16 protein-coding genes are annotated in these 25,988 nt (G+C 64.1%); 12 read left to right on the top strand and 4 right to left on the bottom strand.

All coding sequences use genetic code 11. The features are described 5' to 3' along the window. Window positions 1-1,424 precede the first annotated feature (1,424 nt). Window positions 1,425-2,825 carry an MFS transporter gene (locus tag CIK75_RS02885; protein WP_086996246.1) on the top strand — a complete coding sequence of 467 codons (1,401 nt, stop codon included), beginning with the start codon at window positions 1,425-1,427 and terminating at the stop codon, window positions 2,823-2,825. Between the two features lie 250 nt (window positions 2,826-3,075). Here the strand turns inward: CIK75_RS02885 and CIK75_RS02875 are convergent, their stop codons facing one another. Further along, entirely contained in the window at window positions 3,076-3,267 is a 192-nt protein-coding gene (locus CIK75_RS02875; protein ID WP_086996252.1) for a hypothetical protein, read from the bottom strand. Between the two features lie 77 nt (window positions 3,268-3,344). After that, on the bottom strand, window positions 3,345-4,337 hold the full coding sequence (locus tag CIK75_RS02870) for an IS481 family transposase (protein ID WP_096223160.1): 993 nt from the start codon (window positions 4,335-4,337) through the stop codon (window positions 3,345-3,347). Window positions 4,338-5,944: 1,607 nt separating this feature from the next. Here CIK75_RS02870 and CIK75_RS02860 point away from each other — a divergent pair. From CIK75_RS02860 to CIK75_RS02820, 9 genes are all read left to right on the top strand, one after another. Then, the gene (locus tag CIK75_RS02860) at window positions 5,945-7,849 is read left to right on the top strand and encodes a BCCT family transporter (protein ID WP_342744351.1); all 1,905 of its coding nucleotides are present in this window, start codon (window positions 5,945-5,947) and stop codon (window positions 7,847-7,849) included. Between the two features lie 168 nt (window positions 7,850-8,017). Beyond that, entirely contained in the window at window positions 8,018-9,595 is a 1,578-nt protein-coding gene (betC, locus tag CIK75_RS02855) for a choline-sulfatase (RefSeq protein WP_086995724.1), read from the top strand. 296 nt (window positions 9,596-9,891) lie between these two features. Further along, entirely contained in the window at window positions 9,892-11,400 is a 1,509-nt protein-coding gene (locus CIK75_RS02850) for an AMP-binding protein (RefSeq protein ID WP_086995726.1), read from the top strand. Then, entirely contained in the window at window positions 11,397-12,656 is a 1,260-nt protein-coding gene (locus tag CIK75_RS02845; protein WP_086995728.1) for a beta-ketoacyl-[acyl-carrier-protein] synthase family protein, read from the top strand. Before CIK75_RS02850 ends, CIK75_RS02845 begins: the two co-directional genes overlap by 4 nt. Before the next feature lie 13 nt (window positions 12,657-12,669). Further along, on the top strand, window positions 12,670-13,842 hold the full coding sequence (locus CIK75_RS02840; protein WP_086995731.1) for an acyl-CoA dehydrogenase family protein: 1,173 nt from the start codon (window positions 12,670-12,672) through the stop codon (window positions 13,840-13,842). Window positions 13,843-13,985: 143 nt separating this feature from the next. After that, a complete protein-coding gene (locus CIK75_RS02835) occupies window positions 13,986-14,666 on the top strand; it encodes a DUF6308 family protein (RefSeq protein WP_086995734.1) in 681 nt (226 codons plus the stop codon). Between the two features lie 299 nt (window positions 14,667-14,965). Beyond that, window positions 14,966-16,441 carry a hypothetical protein gene (locus CIK75_RS02830; protein WP_086995737.1) on the top strand — a complete coding sequence of 492 codons (1,476 nt, stop codon included), beginning with the start codon at window positions 14,966-14,968 and terminating at the stop codon, window positions 16,439-16,441. After that, window positions 16,438-18,954, top strand: a complete 2,517-nt coding sequence (locus CIK75_RS02825; RefSeq protein ID WP_086995740.1) for a DUF5129 domain-containing protein — start codon at window positions 16,438-16,440, stop codon at window positions 18,952-18,954. Before CIK75_RS02830 ends, CIK75_RS02825 begins: the two co-directional genes overlap by 4 nt. A 153-nt stretch (window positions 18,955-19,107) precedes the next feature. Beyond that, window positions 19,108-20,247, top strand: coding sequence for a GH25 family lysozyme (locus CIK75_RS02820; protein ID WP_143269196.1), 1,140 nt, complete (start codon window positions 19,108-19,110; stop codon window positions 20,245-20,247). Here CIK75_RS02820 and CIK75_RS02815 read toward each other — a convergent pair. Both CIK75_RS02815 and CIK75_RS02810 read right to left on the bottom strand, forming a co-directional pair. Further along, window positions 20,244-22,541: an MMPL family transporter gene (locus CIK75_RS02815; RefSeq protein ID WP_086995745.1), complete on the bottom strand. Its 2,298-nt coding sequence runs from the start codon at window positions 22,539-22,541 to the stop codon at window positions 20,244-20,246. The genes CIK75_RS02820 and CIK75_RS02815 overlap by 4 nt on opposite strands. A 43-nt stretch (window positions 22,542-22,584) precedes the next feature. After that, a complete protein-coding gene (locus CIK75_RS02810; protein WP_096223159.1) occupies window positions 22,585-23,193 on the bottom strand; it encodes a helix-turn-helix domain-containing protein in 609 nt (202 codons plus the stop codon). A 129-nt stretch (window positions 23,194-23,322) separates the two neighbouring features. Between CIK75_RS02810 and CIK75_RS02805 the strand changes: the two genes are divergently transcribed. Beyond that, window positions 23,323-25,038 carry a long-chain-fatty-acid--CoA ligase gene (locus CIK75_RS02805; RefSeq protein WP_086995753.1) on the top strand — a complete coding sequence of 572 codons (1,716 nt, stop codon included), beginning with the start codon at window positions 23,323-23,325 and terminating at the stop codon, window positions 25,036-25,038. A gap of 36 nt (window positions 25,039-25,074) precedes the next feature. Next, window positions 25,075-25,988 (top strand): AI-2E family transporter (locus tag CIK75_RS02800; protein WP_096223158.1); only part of this gene is annotated, 914 nt, incomplete at its 3' end.

Here is a 25,988-nt window from a genome sequence, read left to right as displayed (position 1 = left end):
CTGCGGATCCGGCCTGAGTCGCACCCTCCAATCGGAATCTTGCGGACGGGTGATCTCCGGGCCACTCTGTGACAGTCCGGTACCCCTTGGTGGGTGCCGGACTGTTGCATAGCTGTGAGGGCGCAGGTTCCCGGATGCCTCGTCGCGCGCCGGTTCCAGGGGTTCTTCCTGAAGCGCGCGATCATCGGGCAGGCCAACGTTGACCAGAGAGACAGTGCCCTGGCGCATCTACCTTCGGAGCATTGCGGATCCAATAGCGCCTGGCTGGCCATCGCGGTCAGGGCCCGCAATTTCATCCGGACCCTCGCCGTCCGTTCCAGCCTCGTCGTTGCCCAGGCAGGGATCGCATTCAGTGTCCGGAGAATCCGAATACACCTTTCTGGGGGCCGGCCGGGCAAAGGTAGTCCTTTGAAACGCTGCACACCGCCTCCCACCCAGCGCACAAGGCGGCATGGCAGAGACATCCATCAGCCGGCGCACGGCATCAACAGCAACCGCAGCGGTCCGCGGCCGGCAGCGAGGCCGCCCGCCCGAACGTACCTGCCTGCCGTGTGCTTAACGGCCCTAGCTTCCGCTCGCCCCGGTGAGGGAGTGGGGCATCCCTTGGGTGCTGTATGAAATCTGCTATGTGATGCCCTGGAAAATACCTTCTTTCGCGGATCGACTACGCCTAGCGATCAGTCCGTATCAAGTCATGCTTCGACGAGCGCGTGTCGGCCAGCGAGCTGGGAGACGCCCGTAGTGCCCTGACAAAAAGATTTAAAAGAGATTTAGCTCACGTCTTGTTTGTTGCTCTTGTAGCAATTAGATTCTTTTAGTAGCAACATCCGGAGAATGGTGTACACCAGAGTGGATTCATCGTCCGGACAATGAATCAAAGGGGATTCACATCATGAGCAAGGGCATCGAAACCCGGTTGAGTGAACCGACTGAGCAAGTAGTCGCCGAACATTCCGCCGAATACCTGGCGCTGTTGCCAGCACCGCGTATATTACGGCACCCGGCCGGCTACCGTGAAGCTCGATCTGGCCAACGCATGGAACGCTCCGATCCACCGGTTTGCCTGCAAGAACACGGCCACCATCATCCCGGTCTGCCTGGATCTCAACAAGCTACCAGAGTCCTTCGAAACCTTTTCCACTTCGCGACTTGCCCTCGGCACGCCAGCCAACGTCCGGGCCACAAAGGTGTAGCGAACCTTCCCCAAAAACTAGGGAACGTACAGTTCGCCAGAAGGATCCGGCAAACAGACATTCTGTCTGCAGCGCCCGTCCTGGTGTAATCTTCCTGCCCTTGCAAAGGGGAGGCGACGGTACAGCCGTCCACGTGGCCATAGGCCATCCAAGACCCGGCATGAGCCACGAGCGGCTATTCGACGCGTTTACATGCGGGGTCCTAACAGTTCGCGAATCTAGGGAGTAGACATGCACCGCGAGCACCAAGAACCCCAAACCACACCAACCCCGCCCCCCTCCGTCTCTCGTGCCACCTTGCGGAAAGTCACGTTCGCCGCCGGCGCTGGAACCGTGGTTGAGTGGTTCGATTTCGCCGTCTATGGCTTCATGGCACCCATCCTGGCTCGGGCTTTCTTCCCCGAAGGCGATCCGGTTGTGGCCCTATTGCAGACCTTCGCGGTCTTCGCGGTCGCCTTTGCCCTACGACCGGTCGGAGGGGCCTTCTTCGGACGGCTGGGGGACCGGATCGGACGCAAACGCGTCCTGACCCTGACCGTTCTGCTGATGTCGGGATCCACGTTGGCCATCGGACTAATGCCGGTCTACGCCACCATCGGGATCTGGTCGGCAGTGTTGCTGACCTTGGCCCGGAGCCTGCAAGGCTTCTCCGCTGGCGGTGAATACGCCGGCGCCGTCACCTACGTCATCGAACACGCCCCGCAAGGGGAGCGGTCCCGGCACTCGAGCTGGATGCCGGCAGCCACCTTCGGATCCTTCGCCGCAGCAGCCCTTTTGTCCTACCTGCTTGCCGCCAACCTCAGCGCGGGGCAAATGGACGCCTGGGGATGGCGAATCCCCTTCCTCGTGGCAGGGCCCCTGGGCTTGGTGGCCTTCTACATCCGACAGCGGCTCGATGAAAGCCCGCTGTTCAAGGCAGTGGCCGAATCACAAACAACCGAACATGCCCCCTTATCGCATACCTTCCGCTCACAATGGCGGACCATGGCCCTGTTGGCCGGCTACATCTCGCTGACCGCGCTCTCCTTCTATACCTTCTCGACATACATGACGACATTCCTGCGCGAAGTAGTGGGCCTGCCCTCCGCTCAGGTCCTGCTCTCGAACGTTCTGGCACTGCTTTTCGCTGCAGCCTTGTGCCCGTTCGTTGGCCGGATCTGCGACCGGGTCGGACGCAAGCGGACGATGTATGCCTCGGTGATTCTGCTCGGCGTGCTGGCCATCCCGGCTTATCAGTTGGCGGCCGGGGGAGGATTTGGCTCCGCTTTGGCGGCCCAGGTCATGCTCGCCGTGGGTGCGGTGACCGCCAACGTAGTGACAGCCGTGTTGCTGTGTGAGGTCTTCCCGACCGCCGTGCGGTATACGGCTTCGGCCATTACCTACAACGTCAGCTATGCCATCTTTGGTGGAACCGCACCCTTCGTAGCGACCTGGCTGATCGCAGCCACCGGGAACAAGATGGCACCGGCGATCTACCTGACGGTGATCGCCGCCGGGGCGTTGATCGCGGCCTTGTTCCTGAAGGAGACCAACAACCGCTCCTTCGCCGAAGAAGACGCCGCCGCCATGGGGGCCGGCAATCGGGAACCAAATGGAAGCCAGTCGAAACAGCGGCCAAAAGTCTCACGATAAGCCCCGCTCCAAGTATGGCCGCACAACGAAATAGCGGCACACGGGGGAACATCATGCGGGAGGCTGTAAAGCATCGATATGCTTTGCAGCCTCCCGCAACTGTGTCTGGCTTCGCCATGAGACGACAAGCTTGTGAACCTTGGCCTCAAGATAGACGGAGTCCCAGATTTCCAAGCATCTCAACTGTCTCGACTTGGTGTCTTGCATCCCATCGCATACGAGACACTTGCGGGGCGATTTCGTGTACACCTCAATTTTCTTTCTGTTTGTAGCCGTGGTTCTGGTGGGTAACGAAGCGTTCCGGCGCGTTCTCGGCAATTGCAGCAACGGCTGAAGCGAATGTATTCACGCGTTTATCTAGGTAGTCTCCCAGTGCGTCTGAAGTGACGATGTCGATGTTGAACTTGCCGTCGATCTTCGCTGACTTGAGCTCTCGGGTCATCGTTGCCCACGGAGATTTAACTACTCCAACGGCCGATCTGCTTGTGTCCACCGTGAACAGCGGTGCTGAGGTGACGACTAGATGTACTGATCAGGGACGTTAGTTAAACGATTGATGGGTGGCTGGTTCCCGATAGCGGTATGGGGCCTGTGGTGATTATATTCATGAATCCAGGCCGGCAACGCGTCTCGACGGGTGGCCTCGTCGCCGTAGAACTTGGCGTAGGCCCACCCGTCGCTCAAGGTCCGGTGGAACCGTTCGATCTTGCCATTGGTCTGGGGCCGGTAGGGCCTGGTCCTCTTGGGCTTGATCCCCAGCCCCCCGCAGGCATCGCGCCAGGCATGTGAGCGATAGGCGGAACCGTTATCGGATAGCACCCGCTCCACGGTGACGTCCCTGTCCGCGAACCAGGCCACGGCCCTCCCCAGCACGGCGATGGCCGTGACGGCCTTCTCATCATCGTGGATCTCGGCGTAAGCGATGCGGGAGTGGTCATCGATCACGGTATGTACGAACGCGGTACCCATTTTCGGGTTGTAGGTCGCATTGCGGGGCTTGTCCGGGGTCGCCGCACGGTTTTTGTCCCCTGCCTTTCGGCCTACGTATCGGTGCCCTCCACCGTCGGGGATGTTCCCAAACTTGGTGACGTCCACGTGGATCATGGATCCGGGATAAGGATGTTCATAGCGGCGGATCGGCTCGCCGGTGACCCGATCGATATAACGCAACCGGTTGATCCGACAACGAACAAGCACCGCGTGCACGGTCGAGGCAGGTAGTCCCAGCCGGTAGGCGATCTGGACCGGGCCCAACCGTTTTCGCCAGCGCAGGGCAACGATCTTCTTCACCATGGCCTGCCGGGTGCGTGCCGGGCACGTCCTGGGCCGACTGGTTTTGTCGGCCATTGCTGCCGGGCCGTGGACCCGATAGCGCTCTGCCCAGCGTTTGGCCGTAGGCCAGGAGACCATGAACATCTTCGCCGCGGTGGACACGCTCCAGCGATCGTCGACGATGAGCCTGGCAAGTCTCAGACGTGCTTTCGGGGTCAAGGCTGCATTAGCGTGGGACATGAAGGCCTCCTGTTTGTGAAGCGGTTTCTTAGACAGCTCCACTCCACATCAGGGGGCCTTCTTCATCCCATTAATTCAGATCGTGTCGTGGCACGAGTTCAACCAACCTACTTGGGCAGTACAACTAGAGGATAGTGGAAATCGACGGGCGCCCACTCTTGTCCTCGCTTATGCATTACGTACGAACTTCGGTTCGATTGTGACCTGAAATAGGTGAGGGCCTTGGCCAGCGGGTAAATGAGCGAAGTGAAGATGCCGCGATTATCGGCGAGCCATGTTTTCTTCCGGTCAAGCCGCATCATTTGGCTGCCAACGAATCCACTTTCCCAGGGGTTTCCAGGCAAAGTATCTAGGCCCAAGTACTCCCGTGCCTGAGTGTGATGTAAACGTGCACGTCCGTCACCCAGTTAGGTGCGCCCCGTCTCGATACTCGGAAAACGAAAGTGCTGTTCTTGTCGGAGGCGTTCCAATTCGTAGGCGTTTGCGGGGGCGCCTACTACGACATAGGGCATGCTGCTTTGCTTGCACTTGGCAATCGCCCGCACGCCCACACTGAGACTCAATTCATCACTACGGAATATTTGTCGGTAGGCGTGGACGTCTATCTCGCGGGATACAGAGGGGTCGTCCGAGTCGGGAAAGGCTTTGGCCGTCTCGACGTGGAATCCACTCTACTCAAGGGTTGCTGAAGTACCTTGTTTTAGCAGCCAACCGGCGCCCCGCAGCGCCGCAATAATCTCGGTTGATGTGGGCAACATGCGCTGTTCAGAAACCTCATTCTCAGTCATGAGCCGATTTTCCCATTAGAAATCGCGGTCTCAATCGAAGATGGGCCTCCTCCTCGGCGCGAACCGGACGAAGGCGAAGGTTCCTAGGCAAGCGCCGCCGCTTCCGCCAACACTATTCACGCCCGTAGAACACAAGGAGAGCAAGCGGCAATCTCTATCCGCGTTCCCCTGCGGCAGCCTGTACGTAAGCCGGTCCTCCTGCGGGCACAGGGGTGTTGTGCAGTCGATTTTGGATATTCCAGGCAGTCGTCTTCGAAAAACGACAATTTTTGACTCACGGAGTCGGGACAAAACGCGTTCCACAAGCCATGTCCGAAAGAAACACCGGCAGAATGCAGCCCTGAACGGGTTCTGATCCAATTACCAGCAGCTGGCCAACGAACCGAATGCCACCGAAGCACCGGGGCAGAACGGTCACTACGACCCCAGGAAATCACATCGTTCGTTAGTTCAGATGGACCGCCGGAGGTTTTGTCTTGAGGCAGTAGCCTTCCAGCGCCTGACAGTAACTTGATTAGCCCAGAGTAGGCCCAGCGATACGTGGGAGGGGCGACGGAAGGGTTTTCGTATGAAAGTCGTCACCTGTGCGTATGACCTAACGTACTCTAGTGGGTCGGAAACCCCTTTCACCCGTCACGGGATTTTCGTCAGCCCCAAGCGGCCAACGCGCGAGGGACGTTTCGTAACTACACCCTGATCGCATGAAGCCAACCAGAACGGAGCCGTATTAAAGTGAAAGAGGACGAGCCTGTTAAGCGCAGACAGAAGCCAGGCACAGGTCGGCGAATAGACCGACGCACCGGGCAACTCCTGTCTCACTTGGATTATGCGCGCCCGAAGTACCCCCATAACATTCATCCCGCACTGGTTCCCGGCATCGGCATCGATGAGCAGCGTCGTCGCTACGGCGTAGACAAGCTCGTGTTCGGTGTAGCTGGTGTCCTCACAGCGGCCTTTGTGGTTTGGGGGGTCGTTGATCCGGCGAGCGTGGGCGTTGTGGCGGATACGGCGTATGGATGGACCATGGCCCACCTGAGCTGGCTATTCAACGCCGTCGCCACGATTGTCTTGGTCGCAATGTTAGTGCTGGGCTTTAGCCGCTACGGCAAGATCCCTCTCGGCAAGGACGGCGAACGTCCCGAGTTCTCCACGTTCTCCTGGGTGGCGATGCTCTTTGCGGCAGGGCTTGGTATCGGTGTGATGTTCTGGGGGCCTTCAGAACCGCTGACGTACTTCATCAATCCACCGCCGCTGACGAATGAAGCAGAGTCCACCGAGGCCATGCATCATGCCCTGGCACAGACTTACTACCATTGGGGATTCCACGCGTGGGCAATGTATGCCCTGGTGGGTGGCGCTGTCGCCTATACGGCCTATCGGCGCGGACGCCCCCTCCTCATGTCATCGATCTTCCAGCGGCTCTTCGGCAAGAAACGTTCCGAAGGATGGGCTGGCCAATTGGTGGATATTTTCGCAATCATCGCGACACTCTTCGGCACGGCCGCCGCTCTGGGAATCGCCGCAATGCAGATTGGCGAGGGGTTTGTCATCGTCTCCGGCGCCTCGGACCTGACCAACAACGCCTTGGTCATCATTATTGCCATCCTTGCGGTCGGTTTCGTGATCTCTGCCGTCTCAGGGGTCACCCGAGGCATTCGCTACCTCTCGAACATCAACATCGTGCTCACCCTTGGCTTTACGGGCCTGGTATTTCTCTTGGGACCGACCCTCTTCCTGCTGAACCTGTTGCCGTCGGCAGTCATGGAATATGTCGGATCACTCTTCGAACTGATGGCACGATCAGCTTCTTGGGGAGAGGCCACGCTGGACTTCCAGTCGGCATGGACCGTGTACTACTGGGCCTGGTGGATCTCCTGGTCGCCTTTCGTCGGGATCTTCATCGCTCGCATCTCCCGAGGCCGGACCATCAGGCAGTTCATCTTGGGAGTGATCCTGATTCCGTCGTCGCTGCTGTTCGTGGCCTACGGCATCATGGGTGGGACTGCCATTTCGATGTACCGCGAGGGGACCTTGGGCGTCATCGAGCAGGTGAATCCGCCAGAGGTGCTGTTCAAGATTGTCGAGAACCTACCCTTCGCTGGAATCCTGCCAATTTTGATCATGTTCATTCTGGCGATTTTCTTCATCACTGCTGCAGATTCCGCTTCGGTGGTGATGGGCATCCTCACGACTCGAGGCAGCCAGAACCCGCCGAAGGCCATCGTGGTCTTCTGGGGCCTCGTCATGGCTGGCATTGCCGTCGTCATGCTGCTTCTTGGCAGTACCGACGCGCTCGAGGGACTACAGTCGCTGGTGATCATTACGGCGGTGCCCTTCGCCTTCGTCATGCTTCTGATCATCATCGCCTGGGTCCGCGATCTTCGTACCGATCCGCACACACTGCGGCAGCAATATGCTGAGGCTGCGGTGAGCAACGCCATCGTGGATGGTCTGGACCGGTACGACGACGACTTCAACTTGCAGGTGATTCCCACGGAGCCCGGCGAGGGGGCCGGAGCCGGAGTCGACTCGACGCACGAAGATTATACCGAGTGGTACCGGCGCACCGACGAGCTCGGCGAACCCGTCGGGTTCAATTTCGATACCGGTGAATGGGCAGACGGCTGGGCCGCGGATCCCGTTGAGAGCGATGCAACCACTGAAGAGGTGGCCGTGGACTCGACACCGGATGACGACGCCGACTCCGGTGCAGGAAAAAACTGACAGGGAGGACGGCGCCCAGAGCCTGTACGACTACCAGGCGCCGTCTCCTTGCGAACTGCCGCACCGCCTACAGTGGAAGAAAAGACGAACAGGACTTCGTGCTGGAACGCAGCGCGTTCGGGTCGAGTGAGGGATGTTTAGTCGACCCGGAGGAATGAAAGGTTAATCATGAGACCAAATATTGTCGTTATCCAAGCCGACCAGATGGCGGCGCAGGCACTCGGCGCCTACGGGGATGCTGCAGCCAAGACTCCGAACATCGACCGGTTGGCTGCAGAGTCAGCTGTCTTCGATCGGGCATACTGCAATACCCCGTTGTGTGCGCCATCGCGCGCGTCGATGATGACCGGGGAAATGCCCTCGGATCTGGGCTGCTACGACAATGGCGATGATTTCCCGGCGTCGACGCCGACATTCGCCCATCACCTGCGCAACGCTGGCTACCACACGGCGCTGGTCGGGCGGATGCACTTCATCGGTCCCGATCAGCATCATGGGTTTGAACAGCGTTTGACGACGGACGTTTACCCAGCGGACATGGATATGGTGCCGGACTGGCAACGCGATCCGAGCGATCGCCTGCAGTGGTATCACGACGCTGACGCCGTTTTTACTGCCGGCGTCTCGAAGGCAACCGTTCAACAGGATTTCGACGACGAGGTGGCATTCCGCACGCTGCGTCACCTTAACGACAGGGTCAGAGCGAACCAGGCCGCGAGTGAGGACACCCCCTTCCTCATGGTCACGAGCTTTATCCACCCGCATGATCCCTACGAACCACCGCGTGATCATTGGGACCGTTTCGCTGACGACGAGATCCCGGATCCGAAGTACCCACAGGTGCCCAGCCTGGCGGAGGACCCGCACAGCCATCGTCTGCGGGCGATGAGCGGCTTCGACCAGCGCGATCCGAGCCTCGAGGAAGTTCGTCGAGCACGGCGATCTTATTACGCCGCCGTGAGCTACATCGACGATCATGTCGGTCGCATCCGCGAGCGTCTGGAAGAACTGGATCTGCTGGAGAACACCGTCATCATCGTCACCAGCGATCACGGCGACATGCTCGGGGAGAAGGGTCTCTGGTACAAGATGTCGCCGTACGAGGAGTCCTCCCGTGTGCCACTGATCGTCTACGGTCCGGAGCATTTGGTGCCGCAGGGACGCTACGCGAACCCAGTCTCGCTGTTGGACCTGATGCCGACCCTGCTGGAACTGGCGGGAGCCCCCGGCGGTGAGCCGAAACATGACATTGAGCAGGAAGGATCTGATGCTGCCTCGGGTTCTGCACGGCGCGGGGTGTCGCTGCTGGAGTCCGCCCGTCGGGAGGCAGATGGACGGGCCGGCCCGGAAGATCGCGACGTCGTCATCGAGTACCTCGCCGAGGGGACGCTACGGCCACAGCTGACACTGGTACGTGGCCAGTATAAGTACATCGTCTGCCCCGGAGATCCGGAGCAGCTGTTCGATCTGCGCGTGGACCCGCATGAACTTGAAAATGTCGTGTCAAAGCCGATGCACGCCGAGCTGGTTGAACTGCTGCGCAAGGAATTGGCAACTCATTACGATCTCGTGAAATTGGAGCGCGACGTTCTGGAGAGTCAGGTGCGGCGCAGATTAGTTGCTGGAGCGCTCCAACGAGGCAAAACCCGCCACTGGGACTTGGTCCCAGAGCCCGAGCAGCGTTACGTTCGTGGTGATTTTTGGGGGGCATTGGAATTCGGGCAGATTCGCGATACTTCACACTGAGTGCAGGCGCTCTTTCTGCGCCTCACAGGGTGACCGGGTGGTACCTCGTCAACAAGTTTCACGGCGGAGAACCACCGTCGCGGAGGCGAGGCGGTCAAATTGCGGGGGAGACGGACCAGAACCACATCCAGCGCAAACCATGACACGCACACCCTGGCTGATGTTCTAGCAGCGGCACTTACTGACAGATCTACGGCAGGGGCCCTGTTCTGCTCGGGCTGGGAAGGGCCACTAGAATCGGGCTGTCCGGAAATCACCTACCAACGGGACGACATCTCAAGACAGGGAGGCCGCGGGTGCCGATCACACGGACTGTGCTGGACACGGCCGAACACCATCCCGACCAGCCGGCGATCGTCGGGGACGACGGCCGCCTGACGTATGCGCAGCTCGTTGATGATTCGCGGCGAATGTTCTCCGTGGTTGATGCCTTGCACGGTGCCCAGGCCACTCCACCGGCACCGGCCGCAGAAACCTCCGGCATCCCGATCACGGCCGTGAGCATCTCCTCGGCGTTCCACACCTCGCGCATCATCGCGGGCCTCGCAGGGTTCCGGGCCGTGTCGGCGACCGTGGACCCGCAATGGCCGCTGGATCACCAGATCGGCGTCATCCTCTCCACGGGAATCGGTGTGGTCATCAGTGATTCGACCGATCTGGCCGACGGCCTCGCCGCGACTGGTTGGACGGGCACGATCATCACCCTCGTCGAGTTCAGGCAGAAAGAGGCATCCGTCGCTCCAGCAGCTCAACCGACGGTGCGGGATGGCGATGAGCCGTTCCTTCTGCTGTTCTCCTCGGGCACGACGAGCAACCCCAAGGCTTTCCTGAAGACCAGACACCAGTACCGCGAGAACTTCGCCGTCTCCAGCGCCTATCTGGAGCCGTACGCCGGCGTCGCCACCCTTGCCCCCGGTCCGGTGTCCTACAGCCTCACCCTGTACGCACTCATCGAATGCCTCGCCTCCGGTGGCAGCGCCCATGTGGCGGACGCCTTCGACCCGGCGGCACTGGGCCGCCGTATCCGCGACGAGAAGATCACCCGCGTGGTGGCCGTCCCCGCGATCGTCCAAACACTGATCGATGCCGCCCGCCGTAACCCGGAATCCCTCGCGACACTCGAACTGGTGGTCACCGGCGGCGCGAACCTTCCCGCGATCCTGCGTACCGGGCTGGCCGACGTCCTACCCGATGTGCGGCTCATCAGCTACTACGGGGCGGCGGAAATCGGGTTCATCGGCGACAGCCGGGGCGGTGACGGCACCCGCATCAGCGTCTACGACGGCATCCGCGTGAGCATCCGTGACGACCAAGGAGCTGAAGTGTCCGACGGCGAACCGGGCACCCTGTGGGTCCACGCCGCCTCATGCTCCGACGGGTACCTCCAGGGAACAACAGAGGCTGTGTTGCAAGGAGCCGGCGGCTGGGCGACGGTGAACGACCAGGGACGACTGATCGACGGCGCTCTGGTGTTGGAGGGCCGCGCCGGAGACGTGGCCGTCACCGGTGGGCATAAGGTCTCCTTGCCCGGTGTGGAACGCGCCTTCGACGGGATGCCACAGCTGGGAGCGGTCTGCGCGGTGGCGCTGGCCCACGAGCGGCTCGGCACCGTCGTCGCACTCGTTATCGAGGGGGAGTCACCGGAGAAGAGCGAGCTGCTGGCCCGGGCACGCCAGGAACTGGCCCCGCAGTTCGTCCCGCGCCGCTGGTACCGGATGGAGCAGCTGCCACGCACCGTCGGTGGCAAGATCCGCCGCCCTGCCGTCGCCGATTTGGTCGCCCACGGAGAGGCAGTGCGCTTATGAACGATCGTCGTCGCGTCATGATCACGGGGCTGGGGGCGATCACCCCGAGCGGCTTGGACGTCCCGACCCTGTGGGACAACGTCGCCCAGGGCCGCAGTGCCATCACCACCCTTGACGGTCCCGAGTTCGAAAACCTTGCCGTCCGCATCGGCGGCGAAGTGACCGGTTTCGACGCCACCACCGTCCTGAAGCCCCGCCTGGCCCGCCGGCTCAGCCCCAGCCAACACTGGGCCGTAGCCGCCGCCGACCAGGCCATGGAACAGGCCGGCTGGACCCCGGACGCGGGGGAGATGCCCTGGGATCCGCAACGATTCGCGATCATGGCAGCCACCGGCTCCGGACCGGTCGACGCGATGCAGCAAGCCACCCGCATCCTGGACCAGAAAGGCCCACGGTCCGTGCCGTTGACGTTGGCGATCCATGGCGCCCCGGATGCCGCTGCAGCCATCCTCAGCCAGCGGTACCGGGCGTTCGGCCCCGCGCAGGGGGTATCAGCGACCTGCGCCAGCGGGGCAATCGCCCTCGGGGAGGCGATGCGCCGGATCCGCCACGGTTACGCCGACGCGGTCCTCGTGGTTGGGATGGAGGACTGCCTGAATGCGGTGAACCTGGCATCGAACGCGAATATGCGGGCACTCGCCGCAGGCTATGAAGATGACCCGACCGCCGCCTCAAGACCGTTTGACCGGGCCCGATCCGGCTTCGTGATGTCGGCCGGCTCGGCGGCCATTCTGCTCGAATCCGAGGAGAGTGCCCGCACCCGGGGAGCCACCGTTTTGGCGGAGCTGGCAGGATTCGGTGCCGCCAGCGACGCCTATCACGCCACCGCACCACATCCGGAGGGCAGGGGAGCGGCGCAGGCCGTCCGCGACTGCCTCACCGACGCGGAAGTCAGCTCGGAGACGGTCGACCACATCAACGCCCACGGCACGGGGACCCCTGCCGGTGACGCCGCCGAACTGAACGCTCTGGAGGCCGCACTCGGTGACCGGGCCCGGACCATTCCGATCAGCGCTACCAAGTCGAGCACGGGCCATCTGCTCGGGGCCTCAGGAGCCGTCGAAGCGGTCATTGCCGTTCAGTCGCTCCGCAGTGGGATCTTGCCGCCGACGATCAACCTCGAGGACCCGGAGTTCGAGGGCTGGGATATCGTGGCCGGCGAGGCCCGGCGGCAACAGGTCACCGCCGTGCTGTCGAACTCCTTCGGATTCGGCGGACATAACGGCGCGGTCTTGATCACCCGTGGGAATGAATAACGAGGGAGCACCTATGCCAGACCGAGAGATCCGCCATGCAGAGTTGGCAGAGCAGTACCTGCCCGAGGACCTGTTGGAGCGCTTCCGCGACCGCGCCGACCGTTACGACCGGGAGAACAGTTTCTTCCACGAGGACCTGGCCGAGCTGATCGAACAGCACTACCTCACCGTGTCCGTGCCCGAGGAATTCGGTGGCCCGGGTCTGAGCCTGAACCAGGTGTCCCGCCTGCAGCAACGCCTGGCCACCGCGGCACCGGCAACGGCGCTGGCGATCAACATGCACCTCATGTGCACCGGCGTCGCCCGTGCCCTGTTCGAGCGCGGGGACCGGTCGCTGGACCATGTGTTCGGCGAAGCCATGAACGGGGAGATCTTCGCCTTCGGGATCAGCGAGCCGGCCAACGACTGGGTGCTCCAGGGATCGAACACCATCGCCGAACCACAGGACGACGGCGGTTATCTGCTGACCGGGGTGAAGATCTTCACCTCACTGTCCCCGGTATGGACACGTCTGATCACCCACGGGCTGGACAGCACCGATACTGAGAACCCAACCCTCGTCTACGGGTTCATCGAGCGGGATACCGAAGGCATCACCGTCTCGGACCAGTGGGACGTACTGGGCATGCGCGCCTCACAGAGTCGGGCCACCACCTTGAAAAAGGTCAGGATGGCGCCCGAGCGGGTCGTTCGGAAAATGCCGACCGGACGCCACCCCGATATGTTGACCTTCGCGATCACGAGCAACTTCCAGCTGCTGATCGGTTCGGTCTATGCCGGCGTCGCCCGCCGTGCACTCGACCTGGGCGCAGAAGGGCTGAAACGCAGGAAGTCGGCGAAGACCGGAACGAGCTACGCCGAAGTCCCGGAATTCAGGACCCGCCTGGCCGACGCCCATATGGAGTACATGGCGGTCCCGGCTCAGCTGGATTCCTATAGCCGCGACTTCGACGAGTTCGTCGATCACGGGGCGGGTTGGCCCTTGCGGCTGGTCAGTGCCCGCATCAACGCCTCCACCGTCGCCCGCCACGCTGCCGAAGCCGCGCTCATGTGTGCCAGCGGCAGCGGATTCAACAACGGGAACGAACTCAACCGCTTGTTCCGCGATGCCACCGCAGGGCTGTTCCACCCGCCAACGACCGATGCCGCCCGTCCCATGTACGCAGCAGCGTTGCTCGACGACTGAGCGGAAAGCGACCGATGTTCAAGGGGCTTGGGCTTTGGGCATGGGTCCGAGGAATGCGATGAAGTCACCGAACCATCGGTTGTGTTGGGTAGGCTCGCGGTAGCCGGCCGTCAGTCGGAAGGACACAATCAATAGGGGGAAGAATGCCTTTTGCGGCCTTGGCACAGATTAGCGAGGATCGTGCGCTCAGCCACGTTCAGTCGTATTTCGAAGACCAGTCCAATGGACGACCGTGGTTTACCGGGTCTAGATTTGAGACGTTCGCCGGTGGCGGCGACCAGAACGAACCGCATCGGATCACCGCTCATGATCTGATCGCTGTTTCGATGCTCTCGGTCCATGTGCCTGCGCAGGCTGCACTGGGGATAATCGAAACCCTGGGCGGCGAGATTGAAAGCCTCCTAGAGGAACTGCCAGTCGATGTGTGCTTCGAGGAACTTAGCGGCGAAGAATTTGACACTCTGCTTGGTGATAGTTCGCCTGCAGAGAAGATTTGGGATCTGCTGCGTCAACGTGACGATCGTTGGGAGGTGGGCCAAACCACCGCCAGTAAGATCTTGGCTCGGAAGCGCCCCCAGCTCATTCCCGTCTATGATTCCGTGGTCGGCCGCGCCGCTGGTTTGAAGGACAGCACCGAGCAGTGGAATCTCTGGTTCAGTTCTTTCCACGATGCCAATTCAGAGGCCGGCATTGAGCGTTTGCGCTCACTCCGTGCGAAGTCGGGTCAAGCGCATCTGTCGCTTTTGCGGATTCTCGACATTGTTCTGTGGATGGAGCACCGGAACAATGCTTCGGAAGCTGAGACCGTGGGAGACGGCGGATAGCGCTTAAGGCCAGCATTGGGAATGGCGATCGGTGTTGCGAGCGAAAGCGTTGGCCGGTTCCGTAGCCCACGCAGGGTGCAGGGAGTCCGGCGGCGGCCGCGGACCCTACGACGTCACCGACGCCGAGCCGGTCAGGTCTGCCGTCGCCGCTATGCCTGCCGAATCCTTTAGGAATCAAACCTAGAACGGGTTTTCGGGGCTGGCAGGGAGCCGGGGCGTGTAGGGAGCCGAGACTCGTATCCCGGCCCGGGCTACAGTGGGAAGAGATTTTTGCCCGTTCGCACCGGACCGGAGTCCCCATGACCGCACCGCCCCGCCGTCGTCCACTGTCTGTGGTGTGCGCGGCGCTCGCCGGATTGGTCCTGATCGGCACGTTGGCGGGCCCGGCGGCAGCCAACGAGGCCCCCGAACCCGCAGGCCCATCGGTGCTGACTCCCGATCGGCCCGGCGAGGATGAGGGCAAGCTGCGGATCCCCGGGCGGGAAGCCGAATCCGAGCATCTGTTCCTGGCCGTCGTCGAAGCAGCAGCCGATCGGGTAGACGCGGAAGCCATCGTGAAAGCCGTGGAATCCGCGCAGCTGGCGGACGGCACCAAGGTTCTACTGGCGGTGGACCAGCAACCCACCGAGATGAAAAGCGCAGCCCAACTGGTCCGTGGCTCGTTGCTGTTCGGACAGTCGGACGCCCTCGCCGATGACTGGGTGGAACACGGGAAAACCGACGGTTACGTCGGCAAAGGATGGATGGCCGTCGGGGTGATCCTGCCCGAACGCACCGGGGATCCCGTGGACGTCTCGATCGAGCGCGGACGCAATATCGAACTCACTGACCACGCCCATCTCGAGACGCTCACCCGTGCTGGGCAGAAGGCCTTCGATGCGGGCAGCTACACCCAGGGTCTCTCCGAACTCGCCGTCGCCGCCGGGACCGGGATCAAGGCCCGCTCCAACCCGCTGCCGCGGGTGCTGGGGGGAGTGGGGATCGTGGTCCTGGCCGGGATCGGTGCCGCGGTGGCTGGTGGCCGGCGTCGCAAGAAGGAAGCGGCGCTGCAGGTGCGGGAGCAAAAGGTCGTGTCTCTGCGGCCACGGATCCATGAGGTGGCCAATGAACTGCGGAGCCGGGGCGATGCCCCAATCCACCGGGGGAGCGCGGGGCCGGTCGCAGCATCCGTCGCCCGGCTGACCACCCACCTGGTGGAGCGGACGGCGGGGGAAGAGCAGGCGGCCGAGGAAGCGGCCACCGATGACACCGCGACGGCGTCGGCGATCCTGGACCGGCTGAGTACCCAGCAGGGTGCCCTGGACGGGATGGATCTGCTGCTCGGCGCTGGCCGCCCGGCAAAACAGGCGTGGCAACGTCAAATCCAGTCCCACCGGGACCGGTTGCAGGACCTGACCGAGGGGCTCGACGTCCCCGGTGCCCGCAAGCTCGAAGCCGCCCGTGAGGTGGTGGCCGTGTTGATCGAACACACCCGGGCCTTGGACGATGTGGAGAAGGACACCCGGCGGGCCGCCAAACGGGGGCGCCGAAAGCCCGGCTATGATCTGCTCGACCGGCTGGAGGCCTTGCGGATCGAACTCGACGCGGTCACCGGGCGCCTCGCCGGGCAGGCAGCGGTCGCCGAAGTGGAACTCGGACCGAAGCTGGCCGATACGGGGACCGCCGGAAAAGGGCAGCCCGGCGCCCACGACGTCCTTGCCCAGCTCGCCCGGGCCGTTGACCTGCTCGCTGCTGCCGGATCCCGCAGTACCCCTGCCTCCGGTAGGCGGGCATGAGCGCCGCGGTGACGGGCCGGCTGGTGCGTGCCGGCGACTCCCGCCCCCACTTTGGTTTCCCCTGGCTGGCCCTGGTGCTGGGGGTGGCCACCCTGATCTTCGCCGGCTTCGGCTGGCATGCGGTCACCGCCGAATCTGAAGCCCAGGTGCGCATCGTCGTGGAGGGCTCCCCGGGCCACGGCATCAGCCAATCCACCGTCGACGCCGCCCACCCCGACCCCATCCGCTCGTGGAAACCGCTGACCTTCAAGGTCACCGCCGACCACCTCAGCTCCGACCAACAACACGGGAGGACGGATCTGGGCGCCGACGTCGTCCTCTCCACGCAGTGGAAGAACGCAGAGGGCACGCCGAACGAACGGCGCTTCACCGGCGCCGCCCTGCGCTCCTCCGACGATTTCGACGACCGTTTCGCCATCGGAAACACCTACCTGAACAACCTCGGGCTCGGCCATGGCCCGCTGGCCGTGGTGGCCGCCGCCGAAACCGCGGCCGACGTGCTGGGCGACGGGCCCATCCGCACCCCCGTGTTCTGGGTGGCCGGAACCGGCCTGGGGATCCTCCTCACCGGCACCGCCCTGGCCTTCTCGCTGCGCCGGCGCCGGCACTGGGAGCGCCGGTACCGGCGGCTAGCCACGGCCCAGCGCCGTCTCGCCCGGGTGGCCCTGGACTTGGAGGCACTCGAAGTCACCTACCGGACGACTCCCGAACGACGCCGGCCCGCCGGCTACACCGTGGCCTGGCGGACGTTGCGGGATTCGACCCTGGAACTGGCCCGCACCGAAGCAGGGGTCGCGACCGCCGTCAGGGATCCGCAGACCGCGCTGTCCACGCAGACCGGGGGCCTGGTCGATCTCTTCGAGGCCTCGGCCCGCGAACTCACCACCCTGGCCGACGCCCTGCTCGCCGCCGGCGCCGTGCACGGGAACCTGTCCCGGCGGGGCGCGGTCTTCGAGCGGATCACCGCCCCGTTGAACGACGCCGCCCGTGAACTGATCATCCGCCTGGAAGCGGCCCCGGCCAACGTGTTTTCGGCCAAGACCATGGACGATCTGCGCGGCCGGCTGCGGGCCCTGCTGGAGGCCTCGGCCCGTTCCGGCCGCGGCACCGCAGGCTCCGGGGTCGAGGCCTGGGCGGAGGCGGAACGCAGCCTCGAGGGGATCGCCCGCCATATTGCCGACGTGCTGCGCCGCTACCCGCACGGCAAGGTCAGGGCCCGCCGGCGGGATACAGAAGACCTGAGCGGACTGCGCGAAAGCCTGGGCCTGCCGGGTGAGGCGTCGCTGGCGTTGACGGTACTCGACGAAGCCAATGCCGTGGCCCGGGCCCTGCTCGGTGACGTGGAGGCCTACGACGCTTTGTCCCCGGCCCGCCGACCCCGCGGGCATCGGGGCCGTCGCGGTCTGCGCCGGCTCCACCCCGGCTCCCACGGCACGCCGGCAACCGGGCGGCGTGCCACCATCTGGTGGCTCTCGGGAACCGCCGTCGCGCTCGTGGTCTCGGCCATCGCCGCCGGACTGGTCACCGGGACCGTCCTGGGCCGTCCCGGCTGGGAACTGACCGGCACCGACCATCTACGCAGCCTGACCATCGATGGGCAGGCCGAGGGGATCACGGAGGAGGGGATCCGTCGCTACCTCGAGGATCAGTTCCCCCGACCCATCGACGTCACCTTGGCGGTCCGCGATGCCGAACAGTACCTGCAGCCGACCCCCAGAGCCGACTCGGATTTGGGGGTCGAGGTCGATCCTGCCCGCCGGCTCGAGGCGCTCTGGCGGGTGAAGGGGCAGTTCCCCCGGTTGCTGGAGCCGGTGACCGACGAGCTGCGGCCCGATCAGGTGATCGTGCCCGTCATGGTCTTCGACGACGGCCGGGTCGCGGTGCCGGGACAGCTCACCGGGGCCACGGCATTGGGTGACGGCCGCCGGCTGGGAGCGTCGAACTGGACCTTCCCCAACCTCTACGTCTCCTCGTCGGGGACGGCCGAGGTTCATGTGGCCAATGGGCTCGAGGACCTGGCCCGTGGGCTGCAAGCCAACGGTTTCCGGGACCAGAACGTCAGCGGGGCCCTGCTCTTCTGGCTACTGACCGTGACCCTGACGCTGGGACTCCTCACGGCAGCCCAGGTGGTGCGGTTCGGCGGCCTCATCTCGGCCCGGCTCGGCCGCTTCGGTCGGGGAGGCGCCGCCCTGCGCCGGGCCCGGGCCGACCTGGATCAGCTGGCACTGGGGTTGGACGATTCCCGACTCAATACCGTGGCCGTGCTGGGAGCTGGGGCGGCGTCCTCCAGCGCCGAGGCGGACCAGCGCCTGTTTGAACGGGCCCTGGTCATGGCCTGGCGCGAAGCAGCTGACCTGGCGGCTCTACCCCTGGCAGCTCGGCTCTCCCAGCACTATGTCGACCGCGTGACCCGGTTGCAACGACTCGTGGCCACCCTGGGTGGACGCGACGCCGACGTTCACCGCCGTACCGAAGCCTTGATGGAGGCCACCCGCGGTGTCGGCGGTCGCTAGAAGACAGGCTGTGACATCTTCTAGTTGAGTCGTGACGGACGAAAAGAAATATTGCTGGAACGGTCGTCTTTTTCCTTGTGGCTCTGATGCGGGTCTGCCAGACTGCCCGGGGACGAGCCAGACGACTCAACATCATTGATGAGAGGACCGACCATGCCCCTGTCACCGGCACGCAGCTTCCGCTTCGCCGCGATACCCCTCGCCGCGGCCTTCGCCCTGACCTCGGCGATGGCCCCGGTAGCCACCGCGGCGCCGGCTGCCCCTCCTCCTGCCGACTCGAATCTGCCCGAACCCGCCGGGCAGGAGATCGCCGACGCGCTCGCCGACGGCCGGATCCCTGCGGCCGAAAGGAAGGCCCTGGCCGAACGGGCCTCCGAAGCCCTGGGGGAGGAGGTGCTGCCCGCGCAGATGGGCCAAGGCCAGAAACGCATCGCCGAAACCGGTGACCCCCAGGTCCCCACGCTCCGGGAACTGGCCGAGCTGGGCCGAGCAGCGGGCGGCGAGACCACTTCGATTCCCGACCTCCCCTCAAACCCAGCGAAAACACCGAACTCGACCGTCTCGCCGTCGTACACCTCCGGCAACGGCTGGTGGCGTCCGCCGGGCGTTCCCGGCGTGGACGTCTCCGCCCACCAGGGCAACGTGGATTGGGCCTACGCGAAGAAGAAGGGCGCCCGGTTCGCCTATGTGAAGGCCACGCAGTCCTGGCCGTCCTCGGTGTATAAGAACCCCAATTTTACCCAGCAATACAACGGTTCCCATGACGCCGGGATGATCCGCGGGGCCTACCACTTCGCCATGCCCGCAGCGTCCAGCGCCAAAACACAGGCCCGGGCCTTCGTCGCCAATGGTGGAGGCTGGTCGGCCGACGGGAAGACGATGCCGCCGCTGCTGGACATCGAATGGAACCCCTATGATGCCAAAACCTTCCGGCAGGGCAAGGGGGACACCTGCTACGGGATGAGCCCGAAGCAGCTCTCTGACTGGATCCATGCCTTCGGCGTCGAGGTCAGGAATCTGACCGGCAGGCTGCCGATGATCTACACCGCCGGCTCCTGGTGGAACCAGTGCACCAACTCCTCCTCCCGGTTCAAGAACTGGGATCTGCATGTGGCGCGTTATCCGGCATCGGCCCAGGACACCCCCGGAGCCCTGCCCGGTGGATGGACCAACCACCGGGTGTGGCAATACGCGACGGACACCGGCTTCATCAGCAAGACCGCCGGAGTGGACGGCAACGTCTTCAACGGTTCCCTGGCCCAGCTGCGCAGCTTCGCAAAGAAGGCCGGCTAACCGGCAGTCGCCGTGGCCTCGACCTCCCGCGGGTGCGGGGCGGGGGTGTGGGCGAAGTCCTCGCCCTCCAGATCGATGCTCGGCAGGATCCGATCCAGCCAGCCCGGTAGCCACCAGACACTGCGGCCCAGCAGGCTCATCAGGGCGGGGATGAACGTCATGCGGACCAGGAACGCGTCGATCACCACGCCGATGGCCAGCGTGAAACCGAACTGCTTGATCATGGTGTCGTCGCTGAAGATGAAGGCGGCGAACACCGAAACCATGATGATCGCCGCAGCGGTGACCACCCGGCTGGCCTGTTCGAATCCGTGGATGATGGCCGCTCGGGGTGCCAGCCCCGAGGTGTGGGCTTCACGCATCGAGGACACCAGGAACACCTGGTAATCCATCGCCAGTCCGTAGAGGATGCCGGTGACCATGATGGGCAAAAAGCTCAGCAGTGGTCCGCCGTTGTCCAGCCCCACGATCCCGATCAGCCATCCCCATTGGAAAACGGCGGTGCTGATCCCAAAGGTCGCCGCAATGCTCAGCAGGAAGCCGGCGGTGGCCTTCAGCGGAATGATGATCGAGCGGAAGATCAGCAGCAGTAGCAGCAGTGAGAGCCCGACGATGATCGCGATGTATTGCGGCAGCGCTTCGCTCAGCCGGTCGGTGATGTCCAGGTTGATCGCCGTCAGACCGGTGACACCCAGGGAGACCCCCGCCTGCGTGGACACCGCGGCGGCGGGGTCCCGCAGGTCGGTGACCAGTTGGGCGGTGCGCTCATCGGTGGGGCCTTGTTCGGGAATGACGGTGAACACGGCCAACGTGTGGTCGGGATCGGCTCCCGTGAGGCTGGCGGAGGCGACGCTGTCCGTCTGCTGGAGTCCTTGGGCCACGGCGCCGATGCGTGCCTGATCCAAGGGGGTGCCATCGGCGGAATGGGCCACGACCATCAGTGGTGCGTTGAACCCCTCGCCGAACCCGCGGGTGGTGGCATCGTAGCTCTGCCGTGAGGTGCTCTGCTCGGCATCTTGTGCGCCGGTGGGCATCCCCAAGTCCATGCTCAAGGCCGGAATGGCGGCGACGCCGAGGATGACGACGACGCCGGCTACTGCCAGCCAGGGCCGTCCGGTGACTCCTCGGGCCCACCGTCGAGCCGGTCCCTTCCGGTCTGAATGCCGACCCGACACACCGCGTGCCCTGGCCCGGGTCGAGCAGATGCCCTCACCGGCGAATCCGAGCAGGGCCGGGAGTAGGGTGAGGGCGATCAAGACAGCCAAGGCAACGGTTGCCGCGGCGACCAACGCCATCGTGGTGAGGAAGCCGATGCCGATGACCGTCAGCCCGGCCAGGGCAATGACGACCGTCGTGCCGGCGAAGACGACGGCGCTGCCCGCGGTGGCCAGGGCCCGTGCGGTGGCTTCTGGGGCGCTGAGGCCGTCGACGATGATGAAATGGCGCTGACGATTGACGATGAACAGTGCGTAGTCGATGCCCACCGCGAGTCCGATCATCAAGGCCAGCGCGGGAGTCGCCGTCGTCAGGGTGATCGAGGAGGACAGGGCGAAGGCACCACCGATACCGATACCGACCCCGGTCAGTGCCGTGAGCAGGGGCAGGCTTGCAGCACGCAACGAACCGAGCGTCAGGAGCAATACCAGCAGGGCGATCCCCAGGCCGATCGCCTCATGCCCGCCGATGGGTGGGTGCATCGAGTCCAGGGAGTCACTGGGCAACACGTTCAGCCCGGTGTCGGCGACCGCGTCTTGTGCCGTCGTCACGATCTGGTCGGCCGAGCCGTCGGGAAGCTCGTCGATCGGGGCGGTCAGCTGCATCTGGAGCATGGCGACGCTGCCGTCGGCGGAGACCATCACCCCCGGCACGGGGGAGCCATCGACGAGCAGGGGCCGGGGTGAATCCTGCTGTGCTTGCTTCGCTTTCTTCTGGGCCTCTGGCGACTCCGGGGCATCCGCTGTCGCAGCGGATTTGTCGACGACGAACGGAAGCTCGGTGATGTCTTTCGCCGCCTCGCCGATGGCGGAGGCCCGCCCGCCGTCGGTAAGTTCTTCTGCCTCGGGGACCGTGAACACCAGGGAACCTTGCCCGCCGCCTGCTGCCGGAAGCTCCCGGGCCAGATTGTCCCGGACGTCCTGGCTCGGTGTCCCGTCGATGGTCAGAGACGAGGAGATGTGGACGTCGCTGGTGGCCGCAATGCCGATGGCACCTCCGAAGGCCAGCAGCCACACGAGCAGGAAGATCCAGGGCCGCCGATGGGCCATGGCGCCGAGACGGTGGAGAAAAGTAGACATGGGGGTATCGCCTTAAGTGGTCGATGCAGAAAAAAGAGGTGGGTTAGAAGCCGTGGCGCAGGTGCGTGAAGGTGAGGTCCAGGAAGTCGTCCAGGGCCAACTCTTCGCGGTCCGCGGTTGCTGGTGTGGGAGCAGCTTCGTGCTGGAGGGCGATCTTCCCTTCCATGACGCAGGTCAGCGCGCCGTAGGCGGCCCCGACCAGCACGTGGGCGTAGGCCTTGCTGCCGGGGAAGCTGATCCGGGACAGGACGGCCTGCAAGGCGGTGTCACGGATGAGTTGATGGACTTCGAGAAGATGGGGGCGCAAGGAGGGGTTCTCCGCCGCCAGGGCCCGCAGGCTGTGCAGGACGGTGAGCAGGCCGCCGCCGAGTTGTTTCCGGGCCACCGCCTGCAACCAGTCGAGCAGGGCCAGGTCGTCATCGGGGGGCGTGTCGAGAGCGGAGCGGACTTGTTCGACGGCGACCGCCACGATGGCTTCCTCCTTGCCGGCAAAGTGGTTGGCAAAGGTGCGGCGGGAGTAGCCCGCGCGGGAAGCCACCTCGTCGATGGTGAACCCGTCGACCCCTCGTTCCCGGGCCAGCTCGAACGCGGTTCGGGCGAGGGCGTGCGCGGTATTCCTGCGCTTGGTTTCTCTCAAACTGATCTCGGTCACGACATGAGTATGACACTTCGTTGCCCAATGGNNCCATTGGGCAACGAAGTGTCTGGGTGTCGCCTGTCCTCCCGGTACGTCTGACCGAGCGATTCGCCGTCGTCGTGCTTTCGCGGGAAGATAGGCCTCATGGACAACGCCACCGGTGCCCCCGAACAGCCATCCGCCGCGCAGCAGCCCTGGGTGAAGAACTACCAGCCGGGCGTTCCCGCCGAGATCGATTTGCCGACCGAATCACTGGTCGACATGCTCGAGCACTCGGTCGCCGAGGCCGGCAACCTTCCGGCGCTGGAGTTCTTCGGCCGACGCACCAGCTACCGCGAACTCGGCGAACAGGTCGACCGGGCTGCCGAAGGCCTGCGCACCCTCGGGGTGCGCGCCGGGGACCGGGTGGCCCTGGTGCTGCCGAACTGCCCGCAGCACGTCGTCGCCTTCTACGCGGTGCTGCGCCTGGGCGCCGTCGTCGTCGAACATAATCCGCTGTACACCGCCCGCGAACTGCGCCACCAGTTCGAGGACCACCAGGCACGCATCGCCATCGTCTGGGATAAAGCCGCAGCCGCGCTCGCCGACTTCCCCTCAGATATCGAGATCGACCACATCGTTTCGGTGAACCTGCTCGAAGCCTTCCCGAGGATCAAACGTGCAGCGCTGGCCCTGCCGGTGGGCAAACTGAAAGCCACCCGGGACTCGTTGACCGCCAAGGCCCCGGGGACCACCGGCTGGAAGAAGCTGCTGTCCCACGGCACGCTCGACCCGCTGCACCCGCGCCCCGACGTGAGTGATCTGGCAGCCATCCAGTACACCTCGGGCACCACGGGCCGCCCCAAGGGGGCGATGCTGACCCACTTCAACCTGTATTCAAACGCCCTGCAGGGCGAGGCCTGGATGGAAGGCGCGCAGTACGGCAAGGAGATCTTCTACGCCATCCTGCCGATGTTCCACGCCTTCGGCATGACGCTGTACCTGACCTACGGGATCCGCAAGCAGGGCCTGTTGGTCCTGTTCCCGAAGTTCGACCCAGAGCTGATCCTGGACGCGATGAAGAAGTCCCCGGCCACCGTCTACTGCGCGGTCCCGCCGATCTACGAACGCACCGCCATCGCCGCGAAGGAACGCGGGGTATCGCTGCGTTCGGCCAAATACTGCATTTCCGGGGCCATGAACCTGCCCGACCATGTCGTCGAACTCTGGGAATCGGTCTCCGGCGGCCTGCTGGTCGAAGGCTACGGGATGACCGAATCCTCGCCGGTGGCCCTGGGTAACCCGTTCCACCCCACCCGGCGCAACGGCACCATCGGGGTGCCCTTCCCCTCGACCCTCATGAAAGTCGTGGACCCCCAGGACGCATCGGCCGAGGTCACGGCCGGAGAACCCGGGGAGCTGCTCATCAAGGGCCCACAGGTCTTCAGCGGCTACTGGAACAACCCCGAGGAAACCGCCACAACGCTGCTGCCCGGCGGCTGGCTGCGCACCGGCGACATCGTCACCGTGGACGACGACGGTTTCGCCACCGTGGTGGACCGGGCCAAGGAACTGATTGTCACCGGCGGCTTCAACGTCTCACCCACCGAGGTCGAGACCGTGCTGCGCCTGCACTCCGACGTGAAGGATGCCGCCGCCTTCGGCAAACCCCTGGAACGCGGGGGCGAAATGGTGCTCGCCGCCGTCGAACTCGAACCCGGGGCCGGCCTGGATGAAGACGCGCTGCGTGCACATTGCCGTGAACACCTGGCCGGCTACAAAGTTCCTAAGCGCATCGTGGCCATCGAAGACCTCCCACGCTCTATGCTGGGCAAGATCCTGCGCAAGCAGGTGCGCGAACAGGTGCTGCCCGGACTCTGATCCGTCATCCACCCTGGACCAGTACGGGAGAACACGATGACTGAACCTGACGAGGCACTCGACGGACGCGAACGCCTCCAGTGGACCCATAGTTTGAGTCGTGCCGGTGAGCGGGCCCGCAGCATCCTGTACCTCCTGGTGTTGGTGGCCGTCGTCGTCTTCGGGCTCCTGCAGATCACCGTCGTGATCGTGCCGCTCTTCCTCGCGCTGATCCTCGCGGCGGCCATCAACCCGCTCGTGATCTGGCTGCGCCACCACGGCTGGTCGGCGGGGCCGGCCACGGGCACCGCCTTCGCTGCCCTGCTCATCGCCTTCGGGGCCATCCTGCTCGGCGTCATCACCACGATCCGTGCCGAATGGGCGTCCCTGGCGGACCAGGCGGGGGACCGGACCAAGGACCTGTGGACCGCGCTGAAAAATAGTCCGTTGCCGGTCAACGACGCGACGCTGAAGCATGCCCAGCAATCCTTCCAGCAGCTGATGGGCAGCGATGCAACGCAGGACCAGGCCATGGCCGGCGCGGCGCTCGTCTCGGAAATGGCGACGGGGTTCGTGCTGATGGCCGTCATCCTGTTCTTCTTCCTCAAGGACGGCGGGAAGATGTGGGCCTTTGCCACCGGAAAGCTGCGCGGCCGGCAGCTCGCCAAGGTGCGGATCGCCGGGCGACGGATCACCGCCGTTTTGGGCGGCTACGTCCGTGGGACGGCCATCGTCGCCGCAGTGGACGCCGTCCTGATCGGGGCCTGCTTGCTGATCCTGAAGGTGCCGCTGGCCCTGCCATTGATCGTCCTGATCTTCATCGGCGCCTTCATCCCCATCCTGGGTGCCACGGTCACCGGGATCCTGGCCTCCGTCGTCGCACTTTTAGGCGTCGGCCCGGTGGCGGCAGTGATCGTCCTGGTGGTGGTGGTCGTGGTGAACCAGCTCGAGGGCAATCTGCTGCAGCCGGT

Source organism: Glutamicibacter sp. BW78 (assembly GCF_002332245.1).
In the GTDB taxonomy this organism is placed as follows: domain Bacteria; phylum Actinomycetota; class Actinomycetes; order Actinomycetales; family Micrococcaceae; genus Arthrobacter_H; species Arthrobacter_H rhombi_A.
The sequence above is the reverse complement of the archived record's forward strand: the minus strand, read 5'-3'. Positions and strand labels throughout refer to the sequence as shown.

Excerpts from the sequence above, each read along its gene's own strand:
- CIK75_RS02820 (WP_143269196.1), top strand. The coding sequence starts at position 19,108 with ATGCCCCTGTCACCGGCACGCAGCTTCCGCTTCGCCGCGATACCCCTC.
- CIK75_RS02835 (WP_086995734.1), top strand. The coding sequence starts at position 13,986 with ATGCCTTTTGCGGCCTTGGCACAGATTAGCGAGGATCGTGCGCTCAGC.
- CIK75_RS02840 (WP_086995731.1), top strand. The coding sequence starts at position 12,670 with ATGCCAGACCGAGAGATCCGCCATGCAGAGTTGGCAGAGCAGTACCTG.
- CIK75_RS02805 (WP_086995753.1), top strand. The coding sequence starts at position 23,323 with ATGGACAACGCCACCGGTGCCCCCGAACAGCCATCCGCCGCGCAGCAG.
- CIK75_RS02830 (WP_086995737.1), top strand. The coding sequence starts at position 14,966 with ATGACCGCACCGCCCCGCCGTCGTCCACTGTCTGTGGTGTGCGCGGCG.
- CIK75_RS02815 (WP_086995745.1), bottom strand. The coding sequence starts at position 22,541 with ATGTCTACTTTTCTCCACCGTCTCGGCGCCATGGCCCATCGGCGGCCC.
- CIK75_RS02825 (WP_086995740.1), top strand. The coding sequence starts at position 16,438 with ATGAGCGCCGCGGTGACGGGCCGGCTGGTGCGTGCCGGCGACTCCCGC.
- betC (WP_086995724.1), top strand. The coding sequence starts at position 8,018 with ATGAGACCAAATATTGTCGTTATCCAAGCCGACCAGATGGCGGCGCAG.
- CIK75_RS02875 (WP_086996252.1), bottom strand. The coding sequence starts at position 3,267 with ATGACCCGAGAGCTCAAGTCAGCGAAGATCGACGGCAAGTTCAACATC.
- CIK75_RS02845 (WP_086995728.1), top strand. The coding sequence starts at position 11,397 with ATGAACGATCGTCGTCGCGTCATGATCACGGGGCTGGGGGCGATCACC.
- CIK75_RS02885 (WP_086996246.1), top strand. The coding sequence starts at position 1,425 with ATGCACCGCGAGCACCAAGAACCCCAAACCACACCAACCCCGCCCCCC.
- CIK75_RS02870 (WP_096223160.1), bottom strand. The coding sequence starts at position 4,337 with ATGTCCCACGCTAATGCAGCCTTGACCCCGAAAGCACGTCTGAGACTT.